Source organism: Azospirillaceae bacterium (genome assembly GCA_028283825.1).
In the GTDB taxonomy this organism is placed as follows: domain Bacteria; phylum Pseudomonadota; class Alphaproteobacteria; order Azospirillales; family Azospirillaceae; genus Nitrospirillum.
On record JAPWJW010000005.1, the window covers coordinates 423,083 to 448,193 of the forward strand.

Here is a 25,111-nt window from a genome sequence, read left to right on the forward strand (position 1 = left end):
TACGGTGGGCGCGCCTGATGACGAGGAGAGGCGGGTTCATGACCATTTCCGACTGGTTGCTGGACCCCTCCGGGTTGACACCCCACGGCTTCTGCCTCAGCTGGCTACCCGGGCTGATCTGGCTGCACGCCGGCTCCGACGCGGTGATCGGCCTCTCCTATTTCTCCATTCCGCTGGCGCTGGCCTGGTTCGTGCGGCGGCGGCACGACCTGGCCTACCGCTTCGTCGGCCATCTGTTCGTGGCCTTCATCCTGGCCTGCGGCCTGACCCACGTGCTGGCCATCATGACGTTGTGGGTGCCGGCCTATGGGGTGGAGGGGGTGGTGAAGGCGGTGACGGCCCTGCTGTCGGTCGCCACCGCCGGCATGCTGTGGCCGCTGGTACCGCGCGTGCTGGCCCTGCCCACGCCGGCGCAACTGAGCCGCCTGAATGCCGAGCTGACCCGCACCATCGAGGAACAGGAACGCACCGCCGCCTTGCTGCGCGAAAGCGAGGCGCAGGTGCTGGCCGCCAATTCCGCGCTGGAACGGCGGGTGGCGGAGCGCACGGCCGAACTCAGCGCCGCCAATACCCAGCTGACGGCGGTGCTGGCGGAACGCGCGGCGGCGCTGGAGGCGCTGGCCAGCAGTGAATCGGAATACCGCGCCAGTTTCGAGGCGGCGGCCGTGGGCAAGGTGCAGGTGAACCCGGAGACAGGCCTGCTGCTGCGGGTGAACAGCGCCTTCGCACGCATGATGGGGTATGAGCACGACGATCTGGCGGGATGGCGGCGCTGGCAATCGGTGCTGTGGCCGGAGGACCGCGCGGCGGAAGAGGTGGAACTGGCCCGCCTGCTGGCCGGTGAGATCGACGTCTATGTCCGCGAACTGCGTTTCCAGCGCCAGGACGGCACCCCGGTGTGGGGCCGCGTGTCCGCCACCGTGGTGCGCAAGGCCACCAGCAAGCTGCCGCCCCTGCTGCTGGCGGTGGTGGAGGACATCGACGCCATGCACAAGACGGCGTCGGCGCTTAAGGAAAGCGAGACGCGCCTGCGCCTGGCGGCGGAGGGCGCCAAGCTGGGCATCTGGGAAATCGACCTGGCCAAGGGCCTGTGCTGGGTGGACCGGCGCACCGCGGCGGTGACCGGCGGCACCCTGCCGGCGGAAACCTGGCTGCCCCTGAACGGGCCGGAGTACGCCGCCTGGGCCGACTGGATCCATCCCGACGACCGGGACGACCGGGCCGCCGGCCTGCGCCTGCTGCAGACGGGCGGGGCGGAACTGGTGCAGATGCAATACCGCGTGCGCCGGGCCGACCCCGAACCGGGGGAGGAGGTGGACGCGGACAAGGGCAACGGCTGGGTCTGGCTGTCGCACCGCAGCGCCATCGTGGCCCGCGACCCCGTTACCTGGGCGCCGACGCGGGTCACCGGCGTGCTGATGGACGTGACGGAGCGCGCGGTGGCGGAGGCGGCGCTGCGGTCCGCCAAAGCCGACCTGGAGGAGGTGGTGGCCGAACGCACCGCCGCCCTGAAACAGCGCGACCTGCTGCTGCGTGAGGTCTATCACCGGGTGAAGAACAACCTGCAGGTCATCGACGGCCTGGTGATGATGCAGGCCTACCAATTGACCGATCCGGAGGCGCGCCAGGCCCTGATGGGGCTGCGCAGCCGGGTCTACGCCCTGGGCCTGGTGCACCAGCAACTGATGACCTCGATCGACCTGGAAACCTTCGACATCGCCCCTTTCCTGGATGAGCTGTCGAACAACATCCTTCAGGCGGGCGCCGATGCGGAGGTGGATTTGGTGCTGGACGTCTGTCCGCTGGTGGTCAACCTGGACTTCGCCATCCCGCTGGGCCTGCTGGTGACCGAATTGATCACCAATTCGTTGAAACACGCCTTCCCCGATGGCAAGGGGACCATTACCCTGGCCCTGCGCCAACGCATCGAGGGCGGTGTGGTGCTGGAGGTGGCGGACGACGGCACCGGGGCGTCCGACGTTCCGGCCGCGGAAGAGAACGGCGGCTACAAGCGCGGCCTGGGCAGCAAGATCGTCAAGGGCCTGGTGGCACAGTTGGATGGGACCATATCCATGCGGTTTGACAAGGGCACCCGGGCGGAGATCATTCTGCCGACGCCGGTGATGGCGATGACGGTGATGGCATGAGCGACGGGCTGGAAGATTGCGTCCTGGTGGTGGACGACGAATTCCTGATCGCGGAGACGCTCAGCATCCAGATCCGCAACATGGGGCTGACCGTGTGCGGCACGGCGGCCACGGCCGCCGACGCCATCGCCATGGCCAAGGCGATGCGGCCCCGCCTGGTGCTGATGGACGTGCGCCTGAAGGGGCAGGGCGACGGCGTGGACGCGGCCCTGGCCATCCACGAATTCGTCGGTTCCAAGGTCATCTTCATCACCGCCTCGCGCGAACCGGCCACGCTGGAACGCATCAAGACCGACCATCCCGCTGCCATCCTGTACAAGCCGGTGTTCGGTCGGCAATTGCAGACCGTGGTGCGTGAGGTGCTGGGAACGGATGGCTCTGGCCCTTGACGCGGCCGAGGGGGCGTTTTCGAGGCACCGGACCGCAACCATAGTGCGCAAACGCATCCGGTGTTATCAACCGGAATACGCCGTTTTATCTGCCGTATGGCAAACGGACGGGACGATTTCGCGACCCCAAAATCTCAAGCGATAAGTCGTTGATTGGGATCGAATCATCTTTTGAAGATGTAATATCTTAAGTACATAAATGATAACCCGCGCGTATATCATCAGATAATTCCTAAATTTGACTCCACGATCTCTCTGTGACATGAATTCACGACAAATTTTTGCGGAGAGATGAAAAATGTCCGATAGTTCTAGCGTCGAATTTTTTAAAAAAATAAATACTCATCTTCCGACGAGAATTAAATTCCTGGCTAATCCGGTTGAAGCTCTGGAGGGGCACGGCATTAGTTTGACGGATGACCTCAAGGCCCAGGTAACGGGACTTGTCGATCAAGTTATGGAGCATTATCCCAGTATCGCGCTTCTTCCGATAGGTTTCGACAAGTCCGGCCCCATTGTCTCCAGTCTGCTTTCCGATGCCGGCGCCGACGCTGGGGCGGGTGATGCGGGTGCAGGTGATGCCGGCACCGGTGGTGGCGGCGGTGGCGGCGGCAGCCCGCCTCCCAAGTCGTCGACGACAATCATCCTTTAGCTGGGAGGGCGGGGTGCGCTCAGGATGTATGCCTCTGAAGCCGGTTGCACGTGCGGAGGCGGGGGCGCGTTACGCGGCGCTTTATGACAGTTATGAACAGAATGTCCGGTGGATTCAGCGCCAAGCCGACTGGGAATTAGCCGCGCTTCCCAAGGCCGTAAAAGAGGTCGCCGACTTTTATTTTAACAAGCGTCTGAAGGCGACAAGCGACGCGCCTTATTACAATATAAGTCCGATGGTTGGACGCCCTTTGCCGTACCTTGCGTTTTGGTTGTGTGACGACTTGGGGGTCGACGATGAACGGGTTCGGCGCACACTCGGACTGGCCCTAATTTTTGCATCCATCTCAGTTTCCGCATATGACGATTTGTTGGAAGGTGCGCTGGATGCCGTTTCCCATCGCCTATTTATCGCGCGCTACTTCTGGGCTCGGCATGCATCGCTTGTGGCAGAGTTGGCTGGCGACAAATTGAAAGTTCATGAACTTCTTGTTGTTGAAAATATATCTCACATATATGGCGAAGTTTATTCGTTATTCTCATCCTATCCGGTAACAGTAAATCCACTGTCGGAGAAGCATATAAGTAAATTTTCTCAATATCTGGTTTCAGTTTGTTATCCAAGCTTGGCGGCGATTTTCATTATGAAGGGGAATTCTGACGCTCTGCCTTCACTCAATAAATTTCTGCATAATTATTGCATGGGTTGGCGCATTGTTGACGACATGCGGGATTGTCGTGACGATCTGCTGCGAGGCGATGCCGGGAAGTCCGCCGTTATTTCTTATGTGATGTGGCACCTCAAATTAAGTCGCATCGATCTGCCAACGTTGACCGCTGCTTTGTTAGAGCCTGAGATTCTTGAGGGCCTTTATAAAGCCATTGATCGACATTATAAGGCAGCCGCGCGGGTGGCCCGGGAAATGAACTCGCAGCGCCTTCTTGATTTTGTGGTCGGGCAACGGGAAGGACACCGGGTGGAACAAGCCCGATTTCAATCTTTCCGCGATGGGTTGTGCGCTTTCTTAAACGGTATTGAACACCGGGCTCTCACGCCGGATTTGTGCCCGCGTTGAGAAGGACTTGCCCGTACTCGATTTGCCTCAACCGTTGGCCTGGCTGACGGCCCGGGCCGTCAGCGGCACCAGCATCATCAGGGCCGCCAGCAGGGCGAAGGCGGCGGGCAGGCCCACGACATGGGCGATGAAGCCGATCAGCGCCGGGCCGCCCAGCATGCCGGCGTAGCCGATGGCGGTCATGCCGGCCACCGCCAGGGCGGGGGGCATGACGGTCTGCCGCCCGGCCGCGCTGAACAGCACTGGCACCAGGTTGGCCGCACCCAGGCCGATCAGCAGAAAACCGCCCAGCGTCAGGATGTGCAAGGGCGCCAGCAGCACGGCGATGATGCCGGCCACGGCCGTGAGGCCGCCCCAGATCATCACCCGCCGCACGCCCAGGGCCGCCACCACCCGGTCACCGGTCAGGCGTCCGGCCGTCATCGCCAGGGAAAAAAGGGTGTAGCCCAGGCCGGCCTGGGCGGCGGCGAAGCCCCGGTCGTCGGTCAGCAGCAGGGCGCCCCAGTCCAGCAAGGCGCCCTCCGTCAGGAAGGTCACCAGCGCCAGCACGCCCAGCAGCAGGACGATGCCGTGCGGGCGCACGAACAGCGGCGCCCGTTCACCCTCCGCCGCGCGGGTGGACAGCAGGCGGGGGGCGGCCATGGTCAGCGCCAGCAGCACCAGGGCCGTGCACAGCGTGGCGGCGGCCAGGGGCGGCAAGCCCGCGGCCAGCAGCAGGGTCATGCCGCCAGACCCGGCGAAGCCGCCGACACTGAACAGGCCGTGGAAGCCGGACATCAGCGGCTGGCCGGACTCCCGCTCCACCGCCACCGCGTGCACGTTCATGGCGACGTCGATGGTGCCCAGGGACGCGCCGAACAGCAGCAGGGCCAGCGCCAGGGTGGGCACGGTGCTGACGGTAGCCAGCAGGGGCAGGGCCGCCGCCATGCCCAAGCCGCCGGCCAGGATGACGGACCGCGTGCCGAAACGGCCGCTCAAGGGGGCGATGGTCGGCATGGCCGTCACCGACCCGATGCCCAGGCACAGCAGCAGCAGGCCCAGGGTGGCGTCATCCACCCCCAGCCGGGCGCGGGCATAAGGCACCAGCGGCGCCCAGGAGGACATGGCGAACCCCGCCGCCAGAAAGGCGAGGCGGGTGGCCAGGCGCGTGGCCGGCCGGTTGGCGGAAAGCGTTGTTGCCGTCATCAATCACAAATGGTTCCAGAAAGACCAGGAACCATGACAAACACAGGCCCGCCGCATCGCGCAAGCCCAGGATTGGCCATATCCCGCCTGCGGCCCAGGAAAAACCGCGAGCGTAGCGAGCTAGGACGCGACGGCGTCCGCCGGAAGTTTCTGGGGAGCGGTAGCGGACTGGAAACTGAGGACAAGCCAAGGGGCGGATGCCCCGTCGGCGCCTGAGGAACTATAGACCAACCGTATCAGGGCGCGCCGATGCGGGGGTGGAACAGCTGGAACCGCTCTGTCACCAGCACGATGACCAGGGCGCCGACGCCGCAGGCCAGGAACCCGGCCACCATGGGCAGGGTGGTGCCGTCGAAACGCTGGCTGATGGCGAAACCGACGATGGCGCCCACCACCGTGCTGACGAAACCCTGGACGGAGGCCGCGGTGCCGGCGATGGCGCCCAGGGGCTCCATGGCCATGGCGCCGAAGTTGCTGGCCGCCAGGGCGAAGCAGAACATGGTCATGGCCTGCAGGATGGTGAAGGTCACCACCCCCTCGCCGTGGCTGGCGACATAGGTGTGGATGCCGGCGAACAGGATGAAGACCAGCAGGGCGGTGTGCGACACCCGCCGCGTGCCCACCCGCACCACGATGCGGGCGTTCAGCAGGGCGGACACGGCCAGCGCCATGCCGGTCAGCGCGAAGATCAGCGGGAACAGCGCCGGCGCCTTGAACACATCGTTGAAGATCAAGGGCATGCTGTTGATATAGGCGTAGACCGCGCTGATCATCAGCGTCTGGGCCAGGGTGTAGCCCAGCGACTGCCGTTCGCTCAGCGTGCGGCGCATGGCCGACGCGATGCTGGCCACGTTGATGGGCCGGCGGTATTCCGGATGCAGGGTTTCCGGCAGGCGGCGCAGCAGCCACCACAGCACCACCACGCCATAGACGGCCAGTGCGGCGAAGATGGCCCGCCATGGGGCGGCCAGCATGATCAGCTGTCCCAGGCTGGGTGCCAGGATGGGCACGGCCAGCAGCACCAGGAAGGCCAGCGACATGACCCGCGCCATCTGCCGCCCGGCGTAGCAGTCGCGCACCACCGACACCACGACGATGCGGGTGGAGGCGATGGCGATGCCTTGCGCCACGCGGCTTGCCAACAGCAGTTCGAAGGTGGGCGCCACGGCGGAGGCCAGGTTGGCCAGGGCGTAGAAGATGATGCCCCAGGCCAGGATGGGCCGGCGGCCGAAGCGGTCGGACAGGGGGCCGTAGACGATCTGCGCGGCCCCGAAGCCCAGCAGGAAGGCGGTGACGATCCACTGCCAGCGGTGTTCCTCCGGCACGCCCAACGACAGGCCGATCTGGCCCAGGGCCGGCAGCATGGCGTCGGTGGCCAGGGCGTTCATCGCCATCATCGCCGAAATCATCAGCACGAATTCGCGAAAGCCGATGCCGCTGTGCGCGGCCCCCTTGGGAACGTCGGGGGGCGGTGTCTCGGGGGCCGGCTGCATCAGGGAAACTCCAGGCACGCCGGCCGGGGCCGGTCTTGTTATCAAAGGGCACCCCGGGGGCAAGGGGGTGCCGGAAACGTTTGGGGTCAAGGATAGGGGGACCCCCACAACATCCCAAGCGGTCATTCTGTTCATGTCCGCGTGGAGGATGAAGGAAGGGTGCCGGCATCTGATTTACCGATATTGCCGGTCTGGCGCGTCTTATACGCTCAGGCCGCGCCGGGATGACCAATTGCGAATGGTTCTTAAAGCATATACGGTCCCGGCAATCGTGATCGATGATCGGGATCGACCATCGGGTGCGGGGCAATCACGCGTTCGGGCGGTCGGGCATTGGCGATCAAGGATCTGAGGCAGCTGTTCATCGCCCACCGGCCGTCACCGCCCGAACTGGACATACACGCCGCCGCCCTGCCGCCGCTGGTAACGGTGCTGTAGTGATTGCCCGGCTCGTGGGCCGCATGCATATTCCCGCACATCGATAAGGCCTGAACGGCCGTCCGCTGTGCGGGAATGCGTGTATGGAAAGCTCATTTGACTGGGATGCCCTGCAATCCTTCCTGGCGGTGGTGCGGACCGGCCGGCTGACGGCGGCGGCGCGGCGCATGGGGGTGGACCACACCACCCTGGGCCGGCGCATCGCCGACCTGGAACGGGCGCTGCAGGCGCAGTTGTTCACCCGCAGCGTCCAAGGCTACGCCCTGACGCCCCAGGGGGAAAAACTGTTGGCCTCGGCCCAGGCCATGGAATCCCTGGCGCTGGGCGTCATGGAGGATGTGGCCGGGTCCAGCCTGAAGGTGGCGGGGTCCGTGCGCATCGGCGCGCCGGACGGCTTTGGCACCCTGTTCCTGGCGCGGCACCTGGCGGAACTGGGCGAACGGCATCCCGATTTGCGGCTGGAACTGGTGACCATGCCGCGCCTGTTCAGCCTGACCAAGCGCGAGGCCGACATCGCCATCGGCCTGGCACCGCCGCAGGAAGGGCGGCTACACGCCCGCAAGCTGACCGACTATCAGCTGGGCCTGTACGCCACGGACGATTATCTGGCCCGCCATGGTGAGCCCACCCGCCGCGCCGACCTGCGCGGCCACCGGCTGATCGGTTATGTCGGGGACCTGATCTATGCGCCGGAACTGGACTACATCCCCCTGATCGGCCCCCCGGGTGGCAGGGATCTGGCACCGTCGATCACCAGTTCCAACCTGTTGGCCCAATATCAGATGACCCTGGCCGGCCATGGCCTGTGCGTGCTGCCCTGTTTTATGGCGGCGCCGGACACGCGGCTGCGCCGCGTGATGGTGGATGCGGTGTCGCTGACCCGGTCCTTCTGGCTGATCGTCCATTCCGATTTGCGCGACCTGGCGCGGGTGCGCATCACCACCGACTTCATCGTCGAGGCCGTACGCGCGGCGGGCGCCGTCTTCATGCCGGAATAGCCTGTCAGTTCTTGGCGTCTTTCCCGGTTTTGTTTACGGGCTTGGAAGGCTTGGCGTCGGGCGGGGCTGGTGCCGCCCGCCCGTCGGGGTGGTCGCCGGGGTTGCCCTGCGGGGCCTTGCGCGGATGTTCCCCCTGGGGGATCAGCCGGTCCGGGCTGGTGGACGGTTCGCTGCTGGGAGCGGTCATGGGAAGGGTCCTTATCGGCAGATGGCGGCGGTAAGCCCGCGCCCTTCCTAAAGCATTGGCGGGGCGATCCGTTCCCGCCCATGCCGGTTCAAGCCAACGCACCGCAGGTCTCGAACAGCAGGGCGCGCACCCAGCGGTGGCCGGGGTCATGGTGGGTGCGTTCATGCCAGGCGGCGATCTTGGTGAAGCCGGGCACGGAGATCGGCGGCGCCATCACCGCCAGGTCGGCAGCACCCGAGACCAGGCGGCGCGGCACCACGGCGATCAGGTCGCTGGCCCGCAGCACCTCCAGCAATAGCAGGAAGCTGGTGACCGACAGGGTGACCCGCCGTTCCCGGCCCAGCGCCTCCAGCGCCACGTCGGTCACCCCGCGAAAGCCGTCGCCGGCCAGCGACACCAGCGCGTGGTCCAGGGCGCAGAAGCGGTCCAGCGACAGCGTGTCGCCGGCCGCGTCCGGGTGGTCGCCCCGCATGACGCAGACGTAGCCTTCGTCGAACAGGCGGCGGGCGTGCAGGTCGGGGGGCGTCGTCTCCGGCGTCATCAGGGCCAAGTGCAGGTCGCCCCGCTCCAACTGGCCCAGAATCGTGTCGTTGTCCACTGGGCGGGCCGCGACCTTGATGCCCGGTGCCCGCTGGCGCAGGGCCGCCAGGAAGGGCACGACGATGACCCGCAGGGCATAGTCGGTGGCGGCCAGCGACAGGGTGAAGCTGGTGGTGGCGGGGTCGAAGGCGGCGGGTTGCAGCAGCGCCTCGATCTCCCCCAGCACCTTCTTGACCGGCCCGGCCAGTTCCAGGGCGCGCGGTGTTGGGACCATGCCCCGCTGGGTGCGGACGAACAGCGGGTCGTCGAAGCCCTCACGCAGGCGAGTCAGCATGCCGCTGACCGCCGGCTGGGTCAGGGCCAGGCGTGCCGCCGCCCGGGTCACGCTGCGTTCGTCCAGCAGGGTGTCCAGGGCCTTCAGCAGGTTCAGGTCCAGGGTTCTGATATCACGCATGTCGATGACCATGGCCAATGGGCGAAATTGAAATTATTTCAGCCCATCAACCATGGCCGCGCAAGCGTTATGGGGTGTCCTCTACCATTGGTACTTCAGCGTGGCGGTCACGGTGCGCCGTGGCCCGAAGGAGCAGTAGTTCACCGTGTAGCAGTAGGCGATGTATTCCTTGTCGAACAGGTTGGACACGTTCAGCGCCAGCTTGGCGCCGATCAGGTCCGGCACCAGGGCGCCCAGGTCGTAATGGATGGCGGCGTCGCCCAGGGTGTATGAGGGCACCTGGAAGCTGTCCAACTGGTCGCCCTGGCGCGCGCCGACATAGCGCACGCCGCCGGCGAGACCGAAACCCGTCAGCGGCCCATTCTGGAAGGTGTAATCCGCCCAGAGTGAGGCCATGTGCGCCGGCACGTTGGGCGGGGTGTTGCCCGCCTCGATGCCGAAGGCGCTGTCCTGGTTGCTGCTTTCGGTCACCACGTTGTCGGTGTAGCTGTAGGCGGCGGTCAGGTCCAGGCCGGCCGCCAGGCTGGCCACCGCCGTCACCTCCGCCCCGCGCGACCGGATCTCGCCCGCCTGGATGTCGAAGTTGGGGTGCAGCGGATCGGTGGTGGTGACGTTCTGTTCCGTCAACTGGTAGCCCGCCACGGTGATGAAGCTGTTCATGCCCGGCGGCTGGTACTTCACGCCCACCTCATATTGCTGCGCCGTGGTGGGCTTGAACGGGTTGCCGGCATAGTCGGTGCCGCTGGCTTCCGCCGTCGTCGGGTTGAAGGACTTGGCGTAGCTGGCATAGGGCGCCAGGCCGTTGTCGGCGGTGTAGACCAGGCCCACGCGCCAGGTGAAGGCGTGGTCGGCCTGGGTGGTGGTGGTCTCCGCCAGGCGGTCGTTATAGCTGCCGTTGGCCCAGTCCTGCCGGCCGCTGATCATCAGCACCCACTTGTCCCAGCGGATCTGGTCCTGGGCGTAGATGCCCACCTGCTCGATGGTGGTCAGGGCGCTGTAGCCCACCGGCGGGTCGGACACCGCGTAGCCGTAGGTGGGGCTGAAGACATCGATGCCGGGGATGCCGCTGAAGCCGAAGCTGCTGACCTGGTCCCAGTGGTAATGGAAATAGTCCACGCCCACCAGCAGGGTGTGGGACAGCGGGCCGGTGCTGGCCTTCAACTCCACCTGGGTGTCCACGCCGGCGGCGTCGTTGTGTTCGGTGTCGCCGTAGGAATAGCGGCTGAGGGTGCGGTCGTCGTCCCCCAGGCCCGAGGGCCACAGGGCGCCTTGCCCCACGTCGACATGGCTGTAGCGGAAATTCTGCCGCACCGTCAGGTTCTCATCGACCTGATGGCTGAACAGGTACTCCACGCCGTACTGGGTGCGGGTTGAAGGTGTTGAAGTTGGGATCGCCTTCGAAAAAGCTGCTGGAGATCTTGCCGTTGGGGTTGGTGAACAACGTGCCGCTGGCCGGGACGTAACCGAAGAAGCCGCCGGACGGATCGCGCTGGTAATTGGCGATGATGGTCAGGTCGGTCTGCTCATCCGGTTTCCAGGTGAAACCCGGCTGCACCGACACCCGCTGCTGGTGCACATGGTCGATCTGCGAATCCGCCTGCGACGCCATGCCGGTCAGGCGGTAGAGGAAATGGCCGTCGGCGTCCATGGCGCCGCCAACGTCGAACGCCCCCTCCACCGCGCCGTAACTGCCGCCGCGGATTTCCACCTCATGCACCGGGTCGGCGGTGGGGCGCTTGGTCACCAACTCCGCCACACCGCCGGGATTGGCCTGGCCGAACAGGACGGAGGCGGGGCCGTGCATCACCTCAATCCGTTCCAGGAAATAGGGATCGATCTGCGGTTCGCCGAACTCACCGGACAGCAGTTTCATCCCGTCCAGGTACTGATCCAGGTTGAAGCCGCGCGCCGTCATCAGCGTGTCGGTGTAGGTCAGGCTGATGCCATAGCTGTTGGAATTGACGCCGGCGGTATAGCGCAGGGCTTGTGAGACGCTTTCCACCGCCTGCGCGTCCATCTGGTCGCGGGTGACGATGCTGACGGACTGCGGCACCTCGATCAGCGGCGTGTCGGTCTTGCTGCCCGCCGCACTGCGGTGGGCGACATAACCGGCCACCGGGCCCGTCGCGGTTTCGGTGGCCGCTTGGGCCGCCTGGCCCTCCACCCGCAGGGTGCCCAGTTGCACCACACCGGCGCGGGCCTGCGGCGGCAGGCGGCGCAGGGTGACGGTGTGGGCCGCATCCACTTCATAGCCCAGGCCGGTGCCGGCCAGCAGGCGGCCCAGCGCCTGTTCCGGTGTCATGGTGCCGGCGGCGCCGGGGGTGTTCAGGCCCTGCAGCAGGTCGGCATGCACCGACACCTGCCAGCCGCTTTGCCGGCCGAACTGGGTCAGGCCGTCGGTCAGCGACTGCGCCGGAATGGCGAAGTCATGCACCGCCTGGCCGCTGGCGGTTTGCGCCGTGGCGGCCGGCGATCCCAACAGCGTGGCCACCGGCACCAGCGCCGTCGTCATGCACAGCGCCGTCGTGCGCGCCCATCCCCGCATCCCCATCCTCATTTCCCCGTACTCCAGTTCCTGCGAAACGTGACCCACGGGTTTGGGCATCGATGAAAATGCGACGCAACATCACCCGTTTGTCAGGAGACGCCGGCGCTTTCGGTGATTTTCAAAAATTTCCGATATTTTTTCAGCCGGCGCTCAGCACCAACACCCAGGGGGTGATCTGGCGCACGCTGGCGCCCTGGGCCTGGGCCACGGCGCGCAGGGCCGCCACCGGGTTGGCGGTGTTGTAGACGCCAGTCAGCGGCTGCCGCGCCAGATCGCCCCCCCGCACCAGGATCACGCCCCTGAAATAGGGGCGCAGCGCGTCCACCACGGCGGCGACCGGCTGGTTCTTGGCGACGATCTGGCCCTGGGTCCAGGCGGCAACCTCATCGGGGGACACTTGGTCCTGGCGGATCGTGCCGGCTGTCACCCGGGCCGCCTGGCCGGCGCCTAGGTCCACCGGCGGGCCGGCGTCGCCTGCCACCCGCACCCGGCCCTCACGCACCGCCACGCTGGTGCCGGTATCGTCCATCCTCACCTCGAAGGCCGTGCCGATATCGGTGGCGACGGCGTCGCGGGTGCGCACGGCGAAGGGGTGGGCGGCGTCGTGCGTGACTTCGAAGAACGCTTCGCCCCGCAGCAGGCGCACGCGGCGACCGCCGGAATCATCTTCCACATTGATGGCGCTCTGCGGACCCAGGTGCACGGTGCTGCCGTCGGCCAGGCGCAGGGTGCGCACTTCGCCCGTGCCGGTGGCCTGGTCGGCGGTCAGGTGGCGCACCAGCGACGGGGCGGCCATCGCCAGCACCAGGCAGGCGGCCAGGGCCGCCACCACGGGGGCGGCGCGCCAGCGGCGTGGGGCGGTGTTCGCTGTGGGTAGGCGCGCCATGACCGCGACCGTGTGGCTGATCTCCGCCCAGTCCGCCGCGTGCGCCGGGCTGGCGTCCAGCCAGGCATGGAAGCGGCGGTGCAAATCCGGGTCGGCCGGCTCCTCCGTCAGGGCGACGCACCATTCCGCCGCCGTGCCGGGGGTGGGCGTGAGGTCGTTCGCCGGTTCTGATGTCGTGCCCATGCGGGTTTCCTTGAGGCGGCCGGCCGTGTGGCCTTGACCCTATACTTAGACGCCGGATCAGTAGGGTGTTTTCAAAAAAAGCGCATCACTTCTGGCGATGCAGCCGGGCGCGGCAATGTTCCAGGCCGTCCACCACCAGCTTGTGGGCCAGGCCGATGGAGATGCCCAGATGGGCCGCGATGTCCTTCAGCTTGTGCCCGCCGAAGCGGTGCATCTCCAGCGCCACGCGGGTGCGTTCGGGCAGTTCGGCCATGGCCGCCTGCAAGGCCCGCAGTTCCGCCTTGGCCGCCACCTGCGATTCGGGGGAAGGGTGGTCCGCCGCCGCCTGTTCCGCCTGGGTGTCGGCGCCGGTGATCATCACCCGGGCCTCACGCGCCTGCTGGCGGCGGCCGTCCACCGCCAGGTTGCGCACGATGCGGTAGAGATAACCCACCGGCTCCTGCACCAGGGTGGCGCCGGCGTCGGGCCCGGCGGCGCTGTCGAAGCGCAGATAGGCCTCCTGCACCAGATCCTCCGCCCGGGCATGGTCGCCCACGATCCCGCTGGCGTAGTTCAGCAGGCTGGCGCGGTGGGCCATGAACAGGCCCAGGATCTTTGAATCGCGCCGCACCAATCGGTACCGGCCCCTCTGCGAACCCGGGCCGCGCTGGGCCGGGCACTATGAAATTGCGAATTGATTGCAGAACCACTCATACCCGGGGAAGGGGCGCCGCGCAAGCCGTCCGGGTTGTCTATCCAGCACCCCTTGGGCCATTGTCGCCAGGCAAGGGCCGGCGTGCCCCTCGGGAACGGGAAGCGGACATGGAAATCGCGTGGCTGAAGGATTTCCTGGCGGTGGTGGCGCACGGCGGCTTCTCCCGCGCGGCGGAGAACCGCAACATCACCCAGCCGGCGCTCAGCCGCCGCATCCGCGCGCTGGAGGATTGGGTGGGCACGCCCCTGTTCCACCGCACCACCCATTCCGTGGAACTGACCGCCGCCGGTGACTCCTTCCAGGTGACGGCGGAGGAAACGCTGCGCCGCCTGGCCAGCGGCCGGGATGAGGCGCGTGAGGTGGCGCAGGGCCATGCCGAACAGCTGCGCTTCGCCGCCACCAACGCCCTGTCGCTGACCTTCTTCCCCGCTTGGCTGCGGGGGGTGGAGGCGGTATTGCCCTTCACCATCAATGTCCAGATGGCGGCCAACCATATGGACATCTGCGAGCGGATGATGATCCAGGGCCAGGCGCAATTCCTGCTGTGCCACCATTACCCGGGTGCCGCCACCCTGCTGGCGCCGGGGCAGTTCCGGTCCATCCATGTGGGCGACGACGTTCTGGTCCCGGTCAGCGCGCCCGATGGCGAGGGCGGGCCCCTGTTCGTCCTGCCGGGAAGTGCGGCGGCGGCGGTGTCCTACCTGGCCTACCGTCCGGAATCCGGCATGGGCCGCATCGTGGCGGCCGCGCTGGAGACCGGCCTGCCGCCCACCTGCCTGAAACCCACCTTCACCTCGCATCTGGCCAAGCTGCTGGTCACCATGGCGCTGGAGGGGCGGGGCCTGGGCTGGTCGCCCCTGAGCCTGGTGGGGGACCATCTGGCGCGCGGCGAACTGGTGCGGGCCGGCGATGAGGGCTGGGACATCCCCATGGAAATCCACCTCTACCGCTCCCGCGCGCGGCAGACGGCGGTGGCGGAAAAGTTCTGGGCGCATGTGGCGGCGCAACGGCATGAGCCTGTGGTCATGCCGTTGTAGGACGCGACGGCGTCCGCCGCAGCATTCCTGGAAGCGTCAGCGGACTGGAATGCGAGGATAGCCCAGGGCGCGGATGCGCCCGCCCGGCGCATGAGGGAGCAAAGATAACAGACATAGGTTTATGCGGAGACGGCATTGGGCCATGGGCCGGCTTGCCTCTCATAGTGGCTTCCAGGAGAAGCCGCATGCCCCGCACGCTGTACGACAAGATCATCGACGCCCATACCGTCTGCCGCCTGGATGAGGGCGGGCAGCTGCTGCTGTACGTCGATCGCACCATCCTGAACGAATACACCAGCCCCCAGGCCTTCAGCGGCCTGCGCGAGGCGGGACGGCCGGTGTGGAATCCCGCGGCGGCGCTGATGGTGGTGGACCACGTCAACCCCACGGCCGCCCACCGCACCCTGGAGGTGGCGGATGCCGAGGCGGCGGCGCAGATCGCCTATTTCCGTGAGAACGCGCGCGATTTCGGCGTTGAGCTGCTGGATATCCTGGACCCGCGCCAGGGCATCGAGCATGTGGTGGCGCCGGAACAGGGCCTGGTCATGCCGGGCATGGTGGTGGCCGCCGGCGACAGCCACACCACCGCTTACGGCGCCCTGGGCGCCCTGGGCTTCGGCATCGGCACCTCCGACATCGAGCATTACCTGGCGACCCAGACCCTGGTGTACCGCCGGCTGAAGACCCTGCGCGTCACCGTGGACGGGACCCTGGCCCCCGGCGTCACGCCCAAGGATCTGGTGATGGAGGTCATCCGCCGCATCGGCGCCGACGGCGCCACCGGCTACGCCGTGGAGTTCGCCGGACCCGCCATCGCCGCCATGAGCGTGGAGGGCCGCATGACCGTCTGCACCATGATCGTGGAGGCCGGCGCGCGCGGTGCCGTCATCGCGGCGGATGAGAAGGTGCTGGCCTACATCCAGGGCCGCCCCCGCGCGCCCAAGGGCGACATGTGGGACCGGGCGGCGGCGGCTTGGCTGGCCTTGAAGACGGACGATGGCGCCGTCTTCGACCGGGAGGTGGAGATTGTGGCGAGCGCGGTGGCGCCCATGGTGACCTGGGGCACCAGTCCCGACCAGGCGGCGGTCATCACCGGTCGCGTGCCCGCCCCAGAGGGCGAGGCTGATCCTGGCCGGCGTGCCGCGCTGTCCCGTGCCCTGGACTATATGGGCCTGGCGGCGGGCGCGGCGCTGGAGGATATCGCCATCGACCATGCCTTCATCGGGTCCTGCACCAACGCCCGCATCGAGGATTTGCGTGACGCCGCCCGCATCCTGCGCGGCCGGCGGGTGGCGGCCGGGGTGCGCGCCATCATCGTGCCGGGATCGACCCAGGTGCGGGCCCAGGCGGAGCGGGAAGGGCTGGACCGCGTGTTCATCGACGCCGGCTTCGAATGGCGGCAGTCCGGCTGTTCCATGTGCCTGGCCATGAACGATGACGTGCTGAAGCCCGGTGACCGTTGCGCCTCCAGCACCAACCGCAATTTCGAGGGGCGGCAGGGCAAGGGGGCCCGCACCCACTTGGATGAGCCCCGCCATGGTGGCCGCCGCCGCCGTGGCCGGCCGCCTGGCCGACGTGCGCCGCTTCGCCCCGCAGGAGGATGTCGCCTGATGGAACCCCTCATCCGCATCAGTGGTCCGGCGGCATGCCTGCCCCAGCCCAACATCGATACCGACGTCATCATGCCCAAGCAGTTCCTGAAGGGCGTGGACCGCCGGGGCCTGGACCGGGGCGTGTTCTTCGACCTGCGCTTCGACGCCCAGGGCCAGCCCCGCCCGGACTTCATCCTGAACCGGCCCGGCTGGCGCAACGCCCGCTTCCTGGTGGTGGGCCCCAATTTCGGCTGCGGTTCCAGTCGTGAGCACGCGGTGTGGGGCCTGGCGCAACTGGGCATCCGCGCCCTGATCGGCACCAGCTTCGCCGGCATCTTCAACGACAACTGCCAGCGCAACGGCATCCTGACCGTGACCCTGGACGCCGGTCTGGTGGCGGACCTGATGGCGGTGGCGGGCCAAGCCGGGGCCAACGGCCTGACCGTGGACCTGCCGGCGCAGACCATCATCGTGAACGCCGACGGCCGGATTATTCCCTTCGCCATCGATCCGGTGCGCAAGGATGCCCTGGTCCAGGGCCTGGACGGCGTAAGCGCCACTCTGGCCCGCCATGCCGGTGCCATCCGGGTGTTTGAGGCCGGTCACCGCCAGGCCAATCCCTGGTTCTTCTGAAGCCCGCCCTTTCCATGAAAGTTTCAGGCCCCTGAATCGTCTTACTTTCAGGGCCCCGGTTCGGGGCATTTGAAGGGGCGCCGTCATGGCCGGGGATACGGGGATCAGGCTCAAGCGTTGGGCCTGGGTGCATAAGTGGAGCAGCCTGGTCTGCACCCTGTTCCTGCTGCTCATCTGCCTGACCGGCCTGCCCCTGATCTTCGCGGAGGAGATCAACCACTGGCTGGAACCGCACCACTATGCCGACCTGCCGGCCGACACGCCGCGCGCCGACCTGGACGGCATGGTGGGGCAGGCGCGGGCCCTGTTCCCCGGCCAGGTGATGGTGTCGGCCTTCATCGATGATGACGAGCCTCAGGTCTATCTCTGGATGGCGCCGTCGTGGGACGCCATCAAGGATGACTTCAACGCCGCCCACTTCCTGCGCTTCGACGCCCGCACCGGTGCGGTGCTGGAGAATTCGCAGCCGCAGGGCGACCAGCCGACCACCTTCATGGAGGTCATGCTGCACCTTCATACCGATCTGTTCACCGGCCTGACAGGGGAGCTGTTCCTGGGCGGCATGGCGTTGCTGTTCGTGGTGGCGGTGGTGTCGGGCGTGGTGCTGTACGCGCCATTCGCGCCCAAGGACCGCTTCGGCACCCTGCGCACCGGCCGCACGCGGCGCCTGGCCTGGCTGGACACGCACAATCTGCTGGGGGTGGTGACCCTGGCCTGGGCGCTGGTGGTGGGGGCCACCGGCGTGGTGAACGAGTTGTCCACCCCGCTGTTCGGCCTGTGGCGCATGACCGACGTGGCGGAGATGCTGAAGCCCTGGCAGGGCCAGCCGGCCCCGGCGCAGGACGCGCTGGCGTCCTTGCAGCGCGCCTTTGACACGGCCACCGCCGCCCTGCCCGGCATGCAGGTGACCAGCGTGGATTACCCGGGCGCCGCCGATGGCAGCCCGCACCACTATGTGCTGTGGGCCAAGGGCGCCAGCCCGCTGACCAGCCGCCTGTTCAGCCCCGTGCTGGTGGACGCGCGCAGCGGCGACCTGTCGGGCGTGGTCGCCATGCCCTGGTATCTGCGGGCGCTGGAGGTTTCCCGGCCGCTGCACTTCGGCGATTACGGCGGCTTGCCGCTGAAGATCCTGTGGGCGCTGCTGGACCTGGTGACCATCGTGGTGCTGGGCAGCGGCCTCTACCTGTGGCTGGTCCGCCGCGTGCCGGCCCCGGTGCGGGCCCCGGCCGACGCGCTGCCGTCCACCGGGGACTGATCCGGACCAAGAGTAAAGTATGCTTTACGTTATTCTGGGCCCACCGGTATCACGCCGGCGGGCCCATTTTGATTCCACCTGTGCCTGGGCTGGTGCAAGTGACGTCGCGATTATTCACGGTTGCACAACATTACGTGCAGCCGAAATCGCCTAGTGCCCGGCGGACCATTGGCAACATCCTCAATAATGCGGGGACCGAAAAGGCGTCGCGGGGCGTGAACCCAGATGTCGCGCCAGGAAAACAAAAAGGGAGGATTTCGGACTTATGTACAAGCTACATAGGAAGAACGTGCGCGACCTCTGCATGGCGGCATGCGTGCTCGCGGCGGCGGAGCCATTTGCGCTGGCCAGGGCCCAGACGCAGAACCCGGCCCAACCAGCCGACCAGGGACCGGCCGTGCCGGGCAAGTCGGCCACGGCCGAGTTGGATGAGGTCATCGTCACCGCGCAGAAACGGGTGGAGAATTCGCAGACCGTGCCGGTGGCGGTGACGTCCGTGACCGGCGACACCATGGCCCAGCGCGGCAACAGCGACGTCACCGGTCCTGCAGGGCCTGGTGCCCAACCTTGAGATCAACAACAACAACCAGGCGACCGGTTTCGCCATCCGCGGCATCTTCAGCACCAACGACCAGGCGCAGGCCGACCCGGCCGTGGCCTTCCATGTCGATGGCGTCTATCTCGGCCGGCCCAATTCCGCCGGTGCCGCGCTGTACGACATCGACCATATCGAGGTGCTGCGCGGGCCGCAGGGCACGCTGTACGGCCGTAACTCCACCGCCGGCGCCATCAATGTCATCACCAACCAGCCCAAATACACCAATGAGTTCGCCGGCTCGGCCGAGGTCGGCAACTTCGGGCTCTATTCCTTCTCCGGCATGGCCAACGTGACGCCGGCGGACAATACCGCCTTCCGCATCGCGTTCGAGACGCGCAACCACGATCCCTACGGCAAGACGGCGTACGAAGACCAGGACGAAAGCTCCGTCCGTGTCGAAGGCCTGGTGGAACCGACCGACCGCCTGCGCGTGCTGATCGCCGGTGACTACGATTATCGTGGCGGTGTCGGACCGGGGGCCTATCTGCTGGGCGTGACGGGTGATCCGCGCCAGAACCCGTTCGCCAAGTCGGACGGCTATAACAAGAACATGAACTACGGCGCGCACGGGGACATTTCCTACGACCTCGACTTCGCCACCCTGACCATCCTGCCGGCGTTCCACCGTTATTCGCTGTCGTCGCTGTATTACACCGACGTGCCGCTGATCCTGAACGAGGCGGACAACGAAACCTCGACCGAGGTGCGGCTGTCGTCCAACGGCAAGGATGACAAGTTCCGTTGGCTGATCGGCCTGTTCTGGGACAAGGAAGACCAACGCAGCGACAAGACCATCTACAACGCCGTCAACGCCGGCCCGGCCGGTTACTTCAACCTGCGCCAGGACTATCCCACCATCACCTCGGAATCCAAGGCGGCGTTCGGCCAGGTGTCCTATTCGCTGCTGGACGATCTGCGCGTCATCGGTGGCCTGCGGTATACCGAGGATCAGAAGACCCAGAACGGCTTCGAACAGACCTTGAAGGGCACCATTCCGTTGAACACGGTGCCCAGCATCGCCGACCAGACCTGGCACGCCCTGAACTACAAGGCCGGCCTGGAATACGATGTGGCCGCCCAGTCCATGCTGTATGCCACCATTTCCACCGGCTACAAGGCGGGCGGCGTCTATGACGGCTTGGCGCCCAACAGCTACAACCCGGAAAAGCTGAAGGCGTATGAGATCGGGTCCAAGAACCGGCTGTTCAACAACCGGGTCCAGATCAACGCCGACTTCTTCTATTACGATTACCAGAATTACCAGGCGACCCAGCTGGGCTGCATCGTGTCGCCCACGCCCAGCACCCCCTGCGCCACCGGCCGCGTCACCTACAACGCCAGTTCCGCCACCGTCTACGGCCCCGAACTGGAAAGCCAGTTCGCCATCACCGCCCAGGACAAGCTGAGCGTGGTCGCCAGTTATGTGTACAGCGAGTTCGGCACCTTCATCCTGCCGGCCTCCCCCTTCGGCGGCGCGCCGGTGGTGGCGACCGGCAACCCCCTGCCCAAGTCGCCGCGCTGGACCGGCACCATCGCCTATGAACACCGCTGGGACTTCGCCAATGGCGCAACCCTGACGGGTGAGGCCAAGATGCACCTGGCCAGCAGCCAGCAGTTGCTGTTCACCGACAACAGCCCCATCACCCGCCAGGCTGGGTATGAGATGACCGACCTGAACCTCAGCTACACCACGGCGGATGAGCGTTGGACCATCACCGGTTATGTCCGCAACCTGGAGGACCAGGTGGTGAAGTCCTACGCCTTTGCCGGTTCCACCAACGACTTCCTGGGATCCTACCTGCCGCCGCGGCTGTACGGCCTGCGGGTGTCGGCGAAGTTCTGATCCTGCGCCGTGCCGTGGGGATGGCCTGGGCCCGGCTGACCAACCGGGCCCGTCTTCCTCCCGCTGTCTTCCATGCGCGGCTTCTCCGGGCCGGGTGATCCCCCAAGGGTTCCCCCGGCCCGTTTTTTCTGGCCTGTCTCATAAGGTGTGGCGTTGAGATGACTGACCATCCTGGTTCCCCGCCGGCGGAGGGGGATGACCGTCCGCCCGCCGCCCTGATCGTCATCCTGCCGATGATCGTGGCGGGCGCCCTGTTCCTGCAGAACCTGGACAGCACGGTGCTGGCCACCGCCGTGCCCGCCATGGCGGCATCCTTCGGCGTCCGGCCCACCGACATCGGTGTCTGCCTGACCAGCTACATCATCAGCCTGGCGCTGTTCATCCCGGCCAGCGGCTGGGTGGCGGACCGCTTCGGCGCGCGCACGGTGTTCCAGGCGGCGGTGGGCATCTTCCTGCTGGGGTCCGCCGCCTGCGGCATGAGCGACAGCCTGGGCGCCATCGTCGCCGCCCGGGTGGTGCAGGGGCTGGGTGGGGCCATGATGGTGCCGGTGGGGCGCCTGGTCATCCTGCGCGCCATCCCGCGCAACCACCTGGTGCGGGCCTTCAGCTACCTGACCATCCCGGCGCTGGTGGGGCCGGTGGTGGGGCCGCCGCTGGGCGGCTTCATCGTCACCTATGTCTCGTGGCGCTGGATCTTCTTCATCAATATTCCGGTGGGCCTGGTGGCGCTGGTGATGGCGCACCTCTACATCCGCAATTTCCGCAATCCCACGCCGCCCCGGTTCGACGGCATCGGCCTGGTGCTCAGCGGCACGGCCCTGGTCAGTCTGCTGCTGGGGGCGGAGGCGGCGCGCCTGATCCACACCGGGCCGGCCGTGCTGGTCGCCCTGTTCGGCGTGACCGTCCTGTCCGCCTGGGCCTGTGTGCGCCATGCCCTGCGGCGGTCGCAGCCGCTATTGGATTTCCGCCTGCTGGCCATCCAGAGCTTCCGCACCACCACCGTGGGCGGGTCGCTGTTCCGCATCGGCACCGGCGGCCTGCCTTTCCTGCTGCCCCTGCTGTTGCAGGTGGGCTTCGGGCAGAGCGCGTTTGAATCCGGCTTGATCACCTTCGCCAGCGCCGCCGGCGCCCTGGTGATGAAGCCGGTGACCACTGGACTGCTGCGCCGTTTCGGCTTCCGCGCCGTCCTGCTGTCCAGCGGCAGCGCCACGGCCGCATTCGTGGCGCTGCACGGCCTGTTCTCGCTGGGCCTGCCGGCGGCGGTGATTGCCATCCTGCTGTTCGTCGCCGGCCTGTTCCGCTCCCTGCAGTTCAGCGCCATCATGACGTTCGGTTTCTCCGACGTGCCGCGTGAGCGCATGAGTGCTGCCACCAGCCTGGCCGGCGTGTTCCAGCAGGTGTCCCTGGCCCTGGGCGTGGTGGTGGGCACCGTGCTGACGGAGATCAGCGTGGGGTTCCGTCACGATGCCGGCGGCGGCCTGGCGCCGTCCGACTTCATCATGCCCTTCCTGGTGCTGTCGTTGCTGTGCGTGGCGTCCAGCCTGGTGTTCCTGGAACTGCCGCTTGACGCCGGCCACGAGGTCAGCGGCCACAAGCGCAAGGCGGCGCTTCCGGCCGAGGGCACGGAGCTCACCTGAAAAAGCAACGGGACGAAGCGGGGGCGGCCGCTTCGTCCCGTGCTGTTTCAAGATGGCTTCCGGCGGGGTCAGGCCTTGACCTTCTTGAAATCGACGATGTCGGGGAAGGGCGCCTTCTGCTCGGCGCGCAATTGCACCTGGAAGGTGTTCAGGCACATGGCCAGCATGGAGAAGTTGCCCATGGCGCCGATGATGTCGACCAACCCCTCCTCGCCGAAGGTGGCGTGGGCGCGGTCATAGGTGTCCTGGCTGACGAAATGGGTGGTCAGCAGTTCGGTGGCGAAGTCGTAGAACACCTGCTCGTCATCATGGGTGAAGCGCGGCACCCGGCCCTGCGCCAGATCCTCCACCGCAGTGGCGTCCACCCCGGCCTGGATGGCTTTTCCCGAATGGGCGGCCCAGGAATACTGCGCGTCCCAGAAGCGGGCGGTGACCAGGATGCTCAGTTCGCGGATGCGTTCCGGCAGCTTGGTATCGAACCGCAGATAGGCGCCCAGGGCCTCCACCCGGTCGCACAGGCCGGCACTGCGCAGCCAGATCAGGAAGGGGCCGCGCACATGGCCGCGCTTGCCGCCGATGCGGTCGTACAATACACGCTGCTGGTCGCTGAGGGTGGACAAGTCCAAATCTGGTAGACGCATGATCTCCCGGCCTTTTTTCTGATGTTGAGGCAGATAAGGCCCTGATTATCCCGCGCGCGGGGACCCGTGCGTTAGGCGGCATTCGTGACGCTAATGTCTAAGGCGGTTGAACGGTCCGACGTTGACTATCCGCGCGCGTGGGGCAACATCAATCCACAATAAGCGGGGCTTTCAGGCCCCGCGGCATGGGAGGGGTTTTGCGTCATGGCGATCAGCCGGTTGGAAGAAATCGTCTTCGCGGTCAACGACTTGGGTGAGTGTGCCCGCTTCTGCGAAGATTTCGGCCTGGTGCGGTTGAGCGCTGGGGACGACCGTATCGTCTTCCAGACGGCGACCGGCCAGCGCATCGTCTGCGCGGCGGTGGACAGTCCCGGCCTGCCGGCTGGCGTGGTTCCGGGTGCCGGCATCCGTGAGGTGGTGTGGGGCGTGTCGGACGCCGCCGACCTGGATTGGATCACGGCGGAACTGTCGCGCGACCGCGCCGTGACGGTGGATGGGGACGGCACTGTGCACAGCGTGGATGAGACCGGCTTCGCCATCGCCTTCCGGGTGCAGACGCCGTTGTCCGCCACGGTGGACCGGCGCCTGATGAACACCTATGGCCATACGGAACGCTATAACGCGGCCCTGTCCTCCTACGGCCAGGCGGCACCCCGGCGCGCCATCCACGTGGCGCTGGACCTGCCCAAGGAGGGGCGGGAAAAGGCCCGCGCCTTCTATGAACAGCGCCTGCACTTCCGCGCGGTGGAGGAGGTGGTGCCCACCGGCGTCTTCCTGCAATGCGAGGGGGAGGAGGACCACCACCAGCTGTTCCTCTGCCACCGCACCGATCGGCCCGGCATCAACCACGTGGCGTTCGAGGCGCGCGACTTCGATGAGGTGGTGGAGGGCGGCAACCATCTGGTGGAAAAGGGCTGGAAGGAGGCGCGCCGCCTGGGCCGCCACACCCTGGGCTCCAACGTCTTCCGTTTCTTCCACACGCCCATCGGCTGCCGTTTCGAATATGTCAGCGACATGGACAAGGTGGAAAAGGGCATCCCCACCCGCGTCTGGGAAACCAGCCCGCCGCATCATCTGTGGATGATCAAGACCAACGCGGATTGATTATGAACGGCGATGGCGCCCCCGCCGGCCAGCGGGGGCGTTGTTGTTTTGGACACTTCAAACGCCGGGCGCCCGCATCCGCGGGCTTGGCTTATCCTCGATTTCCAGTCCGCCTGCGGCTCCCCGAAAATCTCCGGCACCCGCAGTCGCGGGCTACAGCGGCGTGGGACGCGTCCCACGCCGCTGGTCTTATTTCTCCTCCGCGCCCATCAGATCGGCGGGGGACAAATGCACCACCGTCTCGCCGGTGTCGGCGAAGGTGCGTGACACGATGGGGGAGCTGTAGACCCACAGGATGCGCATCGGCGCGTCGCCGGTGTTGCGGAAGCAGTGCATGCGGTTGGCGGTGATGTAGGTGGTGTCGAACGGCACCAGCGGCGTCACCACGCCATCGATCTCCACCTCGCCCTGGCCTTCCAGCAGGGTCACCTGCTCATCGCAATTGTGGGAATGCATCGGCGCGCCCTGTCCCTTGGGATAACAGCTCATGCCGGTGGTGAATTGCGCGCCCGGAACCTTGCTGGGCACCACCAGCGGCCAAGTCTCGATACCGCTGCCGCGTGAAATGACTTTGACGTCATCGATCTTGATGATTTGGGCGATACTCATGGTCCCCTCCCCACGGCCGGGTGCGGCCGGCCGTTTTGTTCGTGTTCTCATTCCCCTTATGTGGATCGGCGGGGTGATGATTGTCAAACCCGCCGGAATGGGCCCGAAGCGCCGCGATAATTTCTGTAAAGTATTGATATGATTGGCGGAAGGCATTGGTTGCGATGCCAATCCATTAGTTCGTCCCGGTGAACATTAATATCCCTGAAATTGGCGCATCCGGCTGCGGTTCACCGTGTTAGCCTTTTCTCGTCAAAATAAGGCCCAGCGGCCGTCCCGGGAGGACAGGGCAC

Annotated in this window: 22 protein-coding genes and 1 pseudogene; 13 read left to right on the forward strand and 10 right to left on the reverse strand. The window is 66.5% G+C overall.

From position 1 onward, the window contains the following. Nucleotides 1–38: 38 nt before the first annotated feature. From PW843_28475 to PW843_28490, 4 genes are all read left to right on the forward strand, one after another. Nucleotides 39–2,147, forward strand: coding sequence for a PAS domain S-box protein (locus PW843_28475; protein MDE1150503.1), 2,109 nt, complete (start codon nt 39–41; stop codon nt 2,145–2,147). Beyond that, nucleotides 2,144–2,536 (forward strand): response regulator, encoded by a 393-nt coding sequence (locus PW843_28480; GenBank protein ID MDE1150504.1) that lies wholly within the window; start codon nt 2,144–2,146, stop codon nt 2,534–2,536. The genes PW843_28475 and PW843_28480 overlap by 4 nt, the downstream gene beginning before the upstream one ends. A 298-nt stretch (nt 2,537–2,834) precedes the next feature. Continuing rightward, nucleotides 2,835–3,188, forward strand: coding sequence for a hypothetical protein (locus tag PW843_28485; GenBank protein MDE1150505.1), 354 nt, complete (start codon nt 2,835–2,837; stop codon nt 3,186–3,188). After that, complete coding sequence (locus PW843_28490; GenBank protein ID MDE1150506.1) at nt 3,100–4,263, forward strand: hypothetical protein; 1,164 nt, start codon at nt 3,100–3,102, stop codon at nt 4,261–4,263. Before PW843_28485 ends, PW843_28490 begins: the two co-directional genes overlap by 89 nt. Before the next feature lie 27 nt (nt 4,264–4,290). On the opposite strand, the gene PW843_28495 is transcribed toward PW843_28490, so the two are convergent. Together PW843_28495 and PW843_28500 are read right to left on the reverse strand one after the other, a co-directional pair. Continuing rightward, complete coding sequence (locus PW843_28495) at nt 4,291–5,448, reverse strand: MFS transporter (GenBank protein ID MDE1150507.1); 1,158 nt, start codon at nt 5,446–5,448, stop codon at nt 4,291–4,293. 236 nt (nt 5,449–5,684) lie between these two features. Beyond that, nucleotides 5,685–6,941 (reverse strand): multidrug effflux MFS transporter, encoded by a 1,257-nt coding sequence (locus PW843_28500; GenBank protein ID MDE1150508.1) that lies wholly within the window; start codon nt 6,939–6,941, stop codon nt 5,685–5,687. Between the two features lie 521 nt (nt 6,942–7,462). On the opposite strand from PW843_28500, the gene PW843_28505 reads away from it, so the two are divergent. After that, the gene (locus PW843_28505; protein MDE1150509.1) at nt 7,463–8,377 is read left to right on the forward strand and encodes a LysR family transcriptional regulator; all 915 of its coding nucleotides are present in this window, start codon (nt 7,463–7,465) and stop codon (nt 8,375–8,377) included. A gap of 4 nt (nt 8,378–8,381) precedes the next feature. On the opposite strand, the gene PW843_28510 is transcribed toward PW843_28505, so the two are convergent. The 6 genes from PW843_28510 to PW843_28535 all read right to left on the reverse strand — a co-directional run bounded on the left by PW843_28510 (nt 8,382) and on the right by PW843_28535 (nt 13,752). Then, nucleotides 8,382–8,564, reverse strand: coding sequence for a hypothetical protein (locus tag PW843_28510; GenBank protein MDE1150510.1), 183 nt, complete (start codon nt 8,562–8,564; stop codon nt 8,382–8,384). An 88-nt stretch (nt 8,565–8,652) separates the two neighbouring features. Beyond that, entirely contained in the window at nt 8,653–9,558 is a 906-nt protein-coding gene (locus PW843_28515) for a LysR family transcriptional regulator (GenBank protein ID MDE1150511.1), read from the reverse strand. 81 nt (nt 9,559–9,639) lie between these two features. Beyond that, nucleotides 9,640–10,911, reverse strand: a complete 1,272-nt coding sequence (locus tag PW843_28520) for a TonB-dependent siderophore receptor (protein ID MDE1150512.1) — start codon at nt 10,909–10,911, stop codon at nt 9,640–9,642. After that, nucleotides 10,880–12,103: a TonB-dependent receptor plug domain-containing protein gene (locus PW843_28525; GenBank protein MDE1150513.1), complete on the reverse strand. Its 1,224-nt coding sequence runs from the start codon at nt 12,101–12,103 to the stop codon at nt 10,880–10,882. The genes PW843_28520 and PW843_28525 overlap by 32 nt, the downstream gene beginning before the upstream one ends. A 142-nt stretch (nt 12,104–12,245) precedes the next feature. After that, on the reverse strand, nt 12,246–13,175 hold the full coding sequence (locus tag PW843_28530) for a FecR domain-containing protein (protein MDE1150514.1): 930 nt from the start codon (nt 13,173–13,175) through the stop codon (nt 12,246–12,248). A gap of 85 nt (nt 13,176–13,260) precedes the next feature. Continuing rightward, nucleotides 13,261–13,752, reverse strand: a complete 492-nt coding sequence (locus PW843_28535; protein MDE1150515.1) for a sigma-70 family RNA polymerase sigma factor — start codon at nt 13,750–13,752, stop codon at nt 13,261–13,263. A gap of 224 nt (nt 13,753–13,976) precedes the next feature. Here PW843_28535 and PW843_28540 point away from each other — a divergent pair, with 224 nt between their 5' ends. From PW843_28540 to PW843_28570, 7 genes and pseudogenes are all read left to right on the forward strand, one after another. Then, nucleotides 13,977–14,906, forward strand: coding sequence for a LysR family transcriptional regulator (locus PW843_28540; GenBank protein ID MDE1150516.1), 930 nt, complete (start codon nt 13,977–13,979; stop codon nt 14,904–14,906). A 185-nt stretch (nt 14,907–15,091) separates the two neighbouring features. Further along, nucleotides 15,092–16,517: pseudogene (gene leuC, locus PW843_28545) on the forward strand (3-isopropylmalate dehydratase large subunit). Further along, nucleotides 16,517–17,131 carry a 3-isopropylmalate dehydratase small subunit gene (gene leuD, locus PW843_28550; protein ID MDE1150517.1) on the forward strand — a complete coding sequence of 205 codons (615 nt, stop codon included), beginning with the start codon at nt 16,517–16,519 and terminating at the stop codon, nt 17,129–17,131. The pseudogene leuC and the gene leuD overlap by 1 nt, the downstream one beginning before the upstream one ends. An 85-nt stretch (nt 17,132–17,216) precedes the next feature. Then, nucleotides 17,217–18,386 (forward strand): PepSY-associated TM helix domain-containing protein, encoded by a 1,170-nt coding sequence (locus tag PW843_28555; protein MDE1150518.1) that lies wholly within the window; start codon nt 17,217–17,219, stop codon nt 18,384–18,386. Between the two features lie 265 nt (nt 18,387–18,651). Then, nucleotides 18,652–18,957 (forward strand): hypothetical protein, encoded by a 306-nt coding sequence (locus PW843_28560; protein MDE1150519.1) that lies wholly within the window; start codon nt 18,652–18,654, stop codon nt 18,955–18,957. Next, a complete protein-coding gene (locus PW843_28565) occupies nt 18,944–20,827 on the forward strand; it encodes a TonB-dependent receptor (protein ID MDE1150520.1) in 1,884 nt (627 codons plus the stop codon). Before PW843_28560 ends, PW843_28565 begins: the two co-directional genes overlap by 14 nt. 158 nt (nt 20,828–20,985) lie before the next feature. Next, nucleotides 20,986–22,464, forward strand: coding sequence for a DHA2 family efflux MFS transporter permease subunit (locus tag PW843_28570; GenBank protein ID MDE1150521.1), 1,479 nt, complete (start codon nt 20,986–20,988; stop codon nt 22,462–22,464). 68 nt (nt 22,465–22,532) lie between these two features. Here the strand turns inward: PW843_28570 and PW843_28575 are convergent, their stop codons facing one another. Further along, nucleotides 22,533–23,105 carry a carboxymuconolactone decarboxylase family protein gene (locus PW843_28575; GenBank protein MDE1150522.1) on the reverse strand — a complete coding sequence of 191 codons (573 nt, stop codon included), beginning with the start codon at nt 23,103–23,105 and terminating at the stop codon, nt 22,533–22,535. Nucleotides 23,106–23,309: 204 nt separating this feature from the next. Between PW843_28575 and PW843_28580 the strand changes: the two genes are divergently transcribed. Beyond that, entirely contained in the window at nt 23,310–24,209 is a 900-nt protein-coding gene (locus tag PW843_28580) for a VOC family protein (protein MDE1150523.1), read from the forward strand. A gap of 189 nt (nt 24,210–24,398) precedes the next feature. On the opposite strand, the gene PW843_28585 is transcribed toward PW843_28580, so the two are convergent. Next, nucleotides 24,399–24,818: a cupin domain-containing protein gene (locus PW843_28585; protein ID MDE1150524.1), complete on the reverse strand. Its 420-nt coding sequence runs from the start codon at nt 24,816–24,818 to the stop codon at nt 24,399–24,401. Nucleotides 24,819–25,111: the final 293 nt, after the last annotated feature.